5 protein-coding genes and 1 pseudogene are annotated in these 6413 nt (G+C 60.4%); 2 read left to right on the forward strand and 4 right to left on the reverse strand.

All coding sequences use genetic code 11. From position 1 onward, the window contains the following. Positions 1–381, reverse strand: a complete 381-nt coding sequence (locus tag NKJ28_RS26250) for a type II toxin-antitoxin system VapC family toxin (protein WP_352637527.1) — start codon at positions 379–381, stop codon at positions 1–3. Further along, positions 378–623, reverse strand: a complete 246-nt coding sequence (locus NKJ28_RS26255) for a type II toxin-antitoxin system Phd/YefM family antitoxin (RefSeq protein WP_352637528.1) — start codon at positions 621–623, stop codon at positions 378–380. Before NKJ28_RS26255 ends, NKJ28_RS26250 begins: the two co-directional genes overlap by 4 nt. Positions 624–2135: 1512 nt before the next feature. Between NKJ28_RS26255 and NKJ28_RS26260 the strand changes: the two genes are divergently transcribed. Together NKJ28_RS26260 and NKJ28_RS26265 are read left to right on the forward strand one after the other, a co-directional pair. Continuing rightward, positions 2136–3275, forward strand: a complete 1140-nt coding sequence (locus tag NKJ28_RS26260) for an FIST N-terminal domain-containing protein (protein ID WP_352637530.1) — start codon at positions 2136–2138, stop codon at positions 3273–3275. Between the two features lie 10 nt (positions 3276–3285). After that, the gene (locus tag NKJ28_RS26265) at positions 3286–4626 is read left to right on the forward strand and encodes an ATP-binding response regulator (RefSeq protein ID WP_352637531.1); all 1341 of its coding nucleotides are present in this window, start codon (positions 3286–3288) and stop codon (positions 4624–4626) included. Between the two features lie 278 nt (positions 4627–4904). On the opposite strand, the gene NKJ28_RS26270 is transcribed toward NKJ28_RS26265, so the two are convergent. Together NKJ28_RS26270 and NKJ28_RS26275 are read right to left on the reverse strand one after the other, a co-directional pair. Beyond that, positions 4905–5588: a response regulator gene (locus tag NKJ28_RS26270; RefSeq protein ID WP_023679211.1), complete on the reverse strand. Its 684-nt coding sequence runs from the start codon at positions 5586–5588 to the stop codon at positions 4905–4907. 716 nt (positions 5589–6304) lie between these two features. Beyond that, positions 6305–6413 (reverse strand): annotated as a pseudogene (locus tag NKJ28_RS26275) (S-(hydroxymethyl)glutathione synthase); the annotation flags it as partial.

The raw sequence follows: 6413 nt of genomic DNA on the forward strand, positions 1-6413 counted from the left end.
TCAGAGACGACGGACGGGCGCAGGATACCGCGCGACCCGATCGTCGACGGTCAAAGTAATGCCTTCCACAATCGATTGAGCAATGAGGATCCGATCGAAGGGGTCCTTGTGGATGGGTGGAAGCCCGTCCACTGCAATGGCATGCTCGCCGGTGATTGGCAGCTTATCATAGCCATTGTCGATCATGCCCCGACGGAAAGACGCATCGACCTTCAAGTCAAGGCGGCCCAGACCGCGTTTAATGGCAATCTCCCAGGGAGTTGCGGCGCTGAACGTCAAGTGGTTATCGGCATTCTCGATCTCAGCGAGGGCTGCGGGCGGGAGCCTTTCGGGCTCGCCCGCCGCCCAGAGCAGAAGATGGGTATCGAGAAGAAGTTTCATGCATCGCCGCCAAACAGCTTCTCGATTTCGTCATCGGCCATGCGATCAAAATCGTCCGGAACTGAAAACTGCCCGGCCATAAACCCCACCCGACGCATTTCGCCGGCGGCAGGTGCGTCTATGGCAACGACCTTGACCATCGGCTTGCCGAATTTGGCAATAATGAAAGATTCGCCTTTGGCCGCCCTGTCGACAAGACGCGACAGATGCGTCTTGGCCTCGTGGATATTGACGGTGCGCATTGCGGGCCTCATGACTTAGTCCATGCAACTTAGTCTACATGGGGCCCCCGATTTTCAAGCGTGTTTCAGTCAGTGAAGGTGAAGGATGCCGGATGCGGCTGATCCTTTCGGATCGGCCGCATGGCACGACTTCAACAAAAACGCGTAATCGATTGTCTGAACTGCATGTTTGTTGGGACTGCGTCTCACCCGATGTTGGCCGAACCTGTTGGTCCGTCATGCGACGTCGGAGTTCACAGGAGCGATTTTTACCGAGCAAATGCTCTACGTTGCGCTAGGGCACGAAAGCGAAACGTCCGCTTTTAGGGCGCTGGACCACGGCGGCAACGAGCCCGACACTGTAGCGAAGGCGATCGACGCGACGGGCGCCAAGGGCCTTGCCGGACTCTATGTTCCCTTCACGATTCTCGGTTTAGTCGGTCGGCGGGATTGAGCCGCGCTCTCGAGTGCCAGGGCCAACCGCTTCTCGTCTTCGATGGCGCGATCGACTGCCTCAATTTCCTCTTGGAGCACCTTCAGCTGGGCTCCGTAGCTGGAGCCGTCGCTGTCCCCGATCTGAAAGCCACTTGCCCGCATTGCGTCGCGAGTATGGTGCACGTTACGGACTCCTTCGCGTCGAGTCGCGACCAAGATTTCCCTAAACTCTCCAAGACGTTCAACGTGATTGCGAGCCATTGCGTTCTCCTATTTCGTCGTCATCGTCGCCGATGGCGATTCAGAACGACTAAAACCTACGGAGATACTCTCGACAAAGCATGAGTGCGGAAGCTCAAATTTGAATGTCTTGCAATAGCGTGAAGCGCGGTAGGCGGAAATTGGCTTCGACCCGATCGATCTCAGACCAAATGCTAGACACTTTCGGCCGAGCGCGTCTGCGGCTCCCCCCACGGGGTTATCCGCTCATGTAATCAGTAAAAAGTGGAGTGCGAGAATGGCCCGGGCCATGGACGTCCCGCCATTCCTGGTCGAGTTTGACCTGCGGCGGAGGCAGGGCAGGCTTCAGCGCGTTGGTTGTGTAAAGCATCTCAAGCAACTGCTCTCCGTCGATCAGCTCCAGGTGTGCAGCTTTGACTTCGTCTCTCGGGCCTTCCTCGGTAGCGCTCGCGCTACTTTCGAGAACGAGAGGCGGTGGTGACAAATATCCCCTGCTCGGCACTCGCGAAGACCTTGCTCCTACGAAGTTTCGCACCTCTTTGAGGGATTCAGTCGTGATGTGGCGCTTTACTTGCACTGCCCGCTGGATGAGCCAGTTGTCACGCAAAGGCAGGAAACGGCGTAACGAAGCGAGCGCGATGGCGGTGCGATGCGGCCTTCCGTCTGTGAGCGGCTGCGCGGACGCCGTCAAACGGCAGAAACTTCAAATCCATCGTGTTGGCTCATTGCCAAAGCACCGCTTCACAACAACAATGACCTCGACGCCAGCGCGCCAGACGCGCACAAAAAAAGCGTCGGAGGAAATGGAGGAGGAAGCCGCTGGCCAAGTCACGGACGCGCTATGCATGCGGCCTTTCGGTGCTCACGACCGACGAATCTGACGCGGATGCGTTCGCCCGGGCGGTGGCAGCGGAAGCAGCGGCCATTGACGCCGGGTTTGCCCTCCTGTTTTTCTCGCAGAGCCTCATAGAGGCCGTCGCCCTGTCGGAAGCGCTGAAGACCCACGCGCCGGCGCTCCACTATGCCGGCTGCTCGACGGCCGGTGAGATAACGCCCAAAGGGCTGGAGGAAGGCCAGATCCTGGCTATGCTGCTTCCCTCCGCATCGTTTTCGGCAGCCAGCACCATGGTCGAAAATCTGTCCTCATCGGGCATGGACGGGATTACCGGCGAAGTCGAGGCGCTGAGGCGTTCGTTACACGAGCGCCTCGGGCACGAGCGAGCCGACACCACTTTCGCGCTCTGCTTGATCGACGGCCTGTCTTATGCCGAAGAAGCGGTGACCTCCGCCATCCATTGGGGGCTCGACGACATCCCACTGATCGGCGGGTCGGCTGGCGATGATTTGAAATTCGAGACAACGCGGCTGATCTCGAACGGCAAAGTGACCTCCGACAGCGCCATCATCGTGCTGATCACCACGGAAATTCCTTTCCACGTGTTCAAGACCGACAATTTCGTTCCCACCGACGAGAAGCTGGTGGTTACGGCATCAGATCCCGACCACCGCATCGTGCGCGAATTCAACGCCACCATTGCCGCCGAGGAATATGCCGCCTCGGTCGGCGTCGTCGCGCAGATGCTGACGCCACTGAGTTTTGCCTCGCACCCGGTGGTGGTGAAAGTCGGCGGCGAATTTTACTGCCGTTCAATCCAGAAGATGCACGCGGACGGCTCGCTGTCGTTCTTCTGCGCCATCGACGATGGTGTCGTGCTTGCCGTCGCCCAGCCTAAGGACATGGTCGAGGCGACCCGCGCCGCGCTCAGCGACGTCAGCGAAAGGCTTGGCGGCATTGACCTGATACTCGGTTTCGACTGCGTGCTGCGCCGGCTCGACGCGCGCAATCGGCAGGTCTATCGCGAGATTTCGGAACTCTACAAGGTCAACAACGTCCTCGGCTTCGGCACCTATGGCGAACAGTACCGTTCGATGCATCTGAACCAGACCTTCACCGGCATCGCCTTCGGTGAACGCAATGCGGCCGAAGCGGCGGAGTAGGAAATCCGGGATGCCGCTCAGGAACATCGACGACCTGGAAAGGCTGAAGAAGATCAACGCCGCGCTGATCAGCCGCGTAGAGCGTTCCATGGACCAGCAAGGCAATGCGTTTTCGCTGTTCCAGACCGCCATTTCGCTCGAGAGCCGGGTGCGCAGCCGCACCGAAGAGCTGCATTCGACCTTGCGCCGGCTGGAGCAGTCGAACATAGACTTGAACGCGGCCAAGGAAAACGCCGAGCTGGCGAACCTATCCAAGACCAGGTTCCTGGCGGCCGCCAGCCATGACGTGCTGCAGCCGCTGAACGCCGCGCATCTGTCGGTCTCGGCGCTAGCCGAAGTACAGACCAGCGAGGAAGGCAGAAAGCTGGTCCGCCAGGTCGAGCGATCGCTGGAGACGATGGAGGACCTGCTCCGCACCTTGCTCGACATTTCCAAGCTCGATGCCGGCGTCGTGCAGCCCGACATCACCGATGTCAGCCTGGAGACGCTGTTTTCGTCTCTGCGCTCGGATTTTCAGCCGGTCGCGGAGATGAAGGGGCTGACGCTGAAGTTCCGGCCGGTCAATGCGCTCGTTCGTTCGGACCGAACCTTGCTGCGCCGCATCCTGCAGAACATCCTGTCCAATGCACTGCGCTATACCCGCTCGGGCGGCGTGTTGGTCGGCACCAGGCATCGCGGCGACACGATCCGTATCGACGTCGCCGATACCGGCTGCGGCATCCCCGACGACCAGCGCGAGGCGGTATTCGAGGAATTCCATCGGGGCGTGATCCCGACGGATGCCGGGCTTGCCGCCGGCGGGCTGGGGTTGGGGCTGGCCATCGTGCGCCGCATCGCCGCGGCACTCGGCCATCCCGTCACGTTTTCGTCGAAGGTCGGACATGGCACGATTTTCCATATCGACGTTCCGGTCGGGATCGGCGACACGGCCGATCCAATCGCCAGCACCGTCGACATGGAGCGGCCGCGCGGCTACGGTCTGTTCGGCACAAGGGTGCTGCTGGTCGAGAACGACATCGACGTGCTGCAGGCGATGACCTCCCTGCTCGAGCGCTGGCAATGCCTGGTGCGCCCCGCCACCTCGACCGGTGACGCGCTCGACATGCTTGGCGATACCGACTGGTTGCCAGATATTGTCATAGCCGACCAGCATCTCGACGGCGGCGACCTCGGCACCACCACAATCGCCGAGGTCCGTGATTATCTCGGCCGCGCCGTGCCGGCGCTGATCGTCACCGCCGATGGTTCGGAGACAGTCGCCAACGCCGCCCGCGCTGCCGGCATCGAACTGATGCGCAAACCGTTGAAGCCAGCGCAGCTAAGGGCGCTGCTGGCGCATCTGCTGGCTTGAACTGGTCGTATCTTCCCAGCACACGGGTCACCGAATTCCAGCCATTACTTGTGCCTAGGCGGTAATTCATATGAAGCAGATTCACTTCTTCGCGCTAAAGTAGACGAGGGAAAGCGGCTAACTGCTGCAGAGCAATCGCCGCGTGAATTTGATCTGACTAGAGAGGCGCGGATTGCTTAGCTGGTGTCAGGAACGTGAGAGCCGTCGCTAGACTAGTCCGATTGCGGTGACACGAGTGCGGTCGACTACGGTGACAGTGCGCTTTTTAGCGAGCCCTCTCAAAACCCCGCCGGATCGCGAAACAGCTCGGCATTGTCGAGCTTTGAGACCTCGATCACCGCCTGGGTGCGGCTGTAGACGTTGAGCTTGCGCAGGATTTCGGAGACGTGCGCCTTGACCGTGGTCTCGCCGACCTGCAGCTCGTAGGCGATCTGCTTGTTGAGCAGGCCCTGGCGCAGCATCTGCAGCACTTTGAGCTGCTGCGGCGTCAGCGTAGCCAGGCGCTGCACCATCTCGGCGCGGTCGGTGCTGTCGGCGTCGCGCGGCCGGCCTTCATAAGTCTCGGGAACATAGATCGCGCCTTCCATCACCGAGCGGATGGCGGCGGCAAGGTCGCTCTTGCGCGCCGATTTCGGGATGAAGCCGGCCGCACCGTAGGACAGCGCCTCGGAAATGATCTTCGGTTCCTCATAGCCGGAGACGATGACCACCGGCAGGCGCGGATAACGCGTCCTGAGCTGCAGCAGCCCGTCAAACCCATGCACGTCGGGCATGCTGAGATCGAGCAGCGCCAAGTCGAACGGCTTGGCATCCGTCAGAAGCTCGAGCGCCTCGGCAATCGAGCGCGCCTCCACCGTGTCGACCTCCGGATAGGCCATCTGCACGGCGCTATGCAGCGCCTCGCGAAACAGCGGATGGTCGTCAATGATCAGGAACCTGGCGCGATCGGTCATCAGCTTCATTTCGGTTTGGTCTGGCCGAGAATAGTCCTGCAACCATGGCCAGCTTATTGGCAAATAGTACATTGCCATCTTGGCCGGCTAAAGCAGAATGTGCCCATGATTTCCGCGGCGCCATGCGGCAGATGTGGCCGTTCTGAAATGCAATGTCTTGCCCGGTGGCAAATCGGCCGAATGTGCCAGCGACAGATCCATTGAAACAGAGACAGGTCGTGACCGACTTCCGGCTTCGCGTGACAGCTAGTGACCGCCGGCTTTCGCATTGTTGCCGGCCGCCACACGACGCTTCCCCGACGCCCGCCTTGTTCGCGGCCGCACCGATGGTATCGGCTGGTCTGGGGTCGCGCTGGTATACGGGCTGGTTTCCTGGACAAACGCAGCAAGCTGATGGTGCTGCCGTTCAAGGCGCTCGATGCCGTACTGGTAACACCTTGCCGCCATCGCGCTTTGGGCGCGACTTTGCCCGCCATATCCAAGCTAGTCCACGATCTGGGCCGCGCCAAGCCAGAACCAACTGATCGCAGTCGCTGATCTTGAAGCTATGCGATCCGGTTGGACCAATTTCAGCGTATTCCCGTTGGGCCCAACGCCCCCCGAGGCTGACAGCACGTCGGCAATGACTTACGAAGCGTGTCCGTCTACGCGCTCGCCTGCGTTCGTTCCAACGCCTGGGACCGGGCGATTTCGTCCGGCCCCAAAGGATAGTGTCTGATCAGTCGTTAGGCCGGCAACGCGCCGGATCTCTTGGCCGTCCAGGTGGCGATATAGTCCATCAGTCCTGGATTGAGGCAATCATAAGGTTCGAGCCCGATCGACTTCAGCTGTGAC

Source organism: Mesorhizobium sp. M0145, assembly GCF_040322355.1.
In the GTDB taxonomy this organism is placed as follows: Bacteria; Pseudomonadota; Alphaproteobacteria; order Rhizobiales; family Rhizobiaceae; genus Mesorhizobium.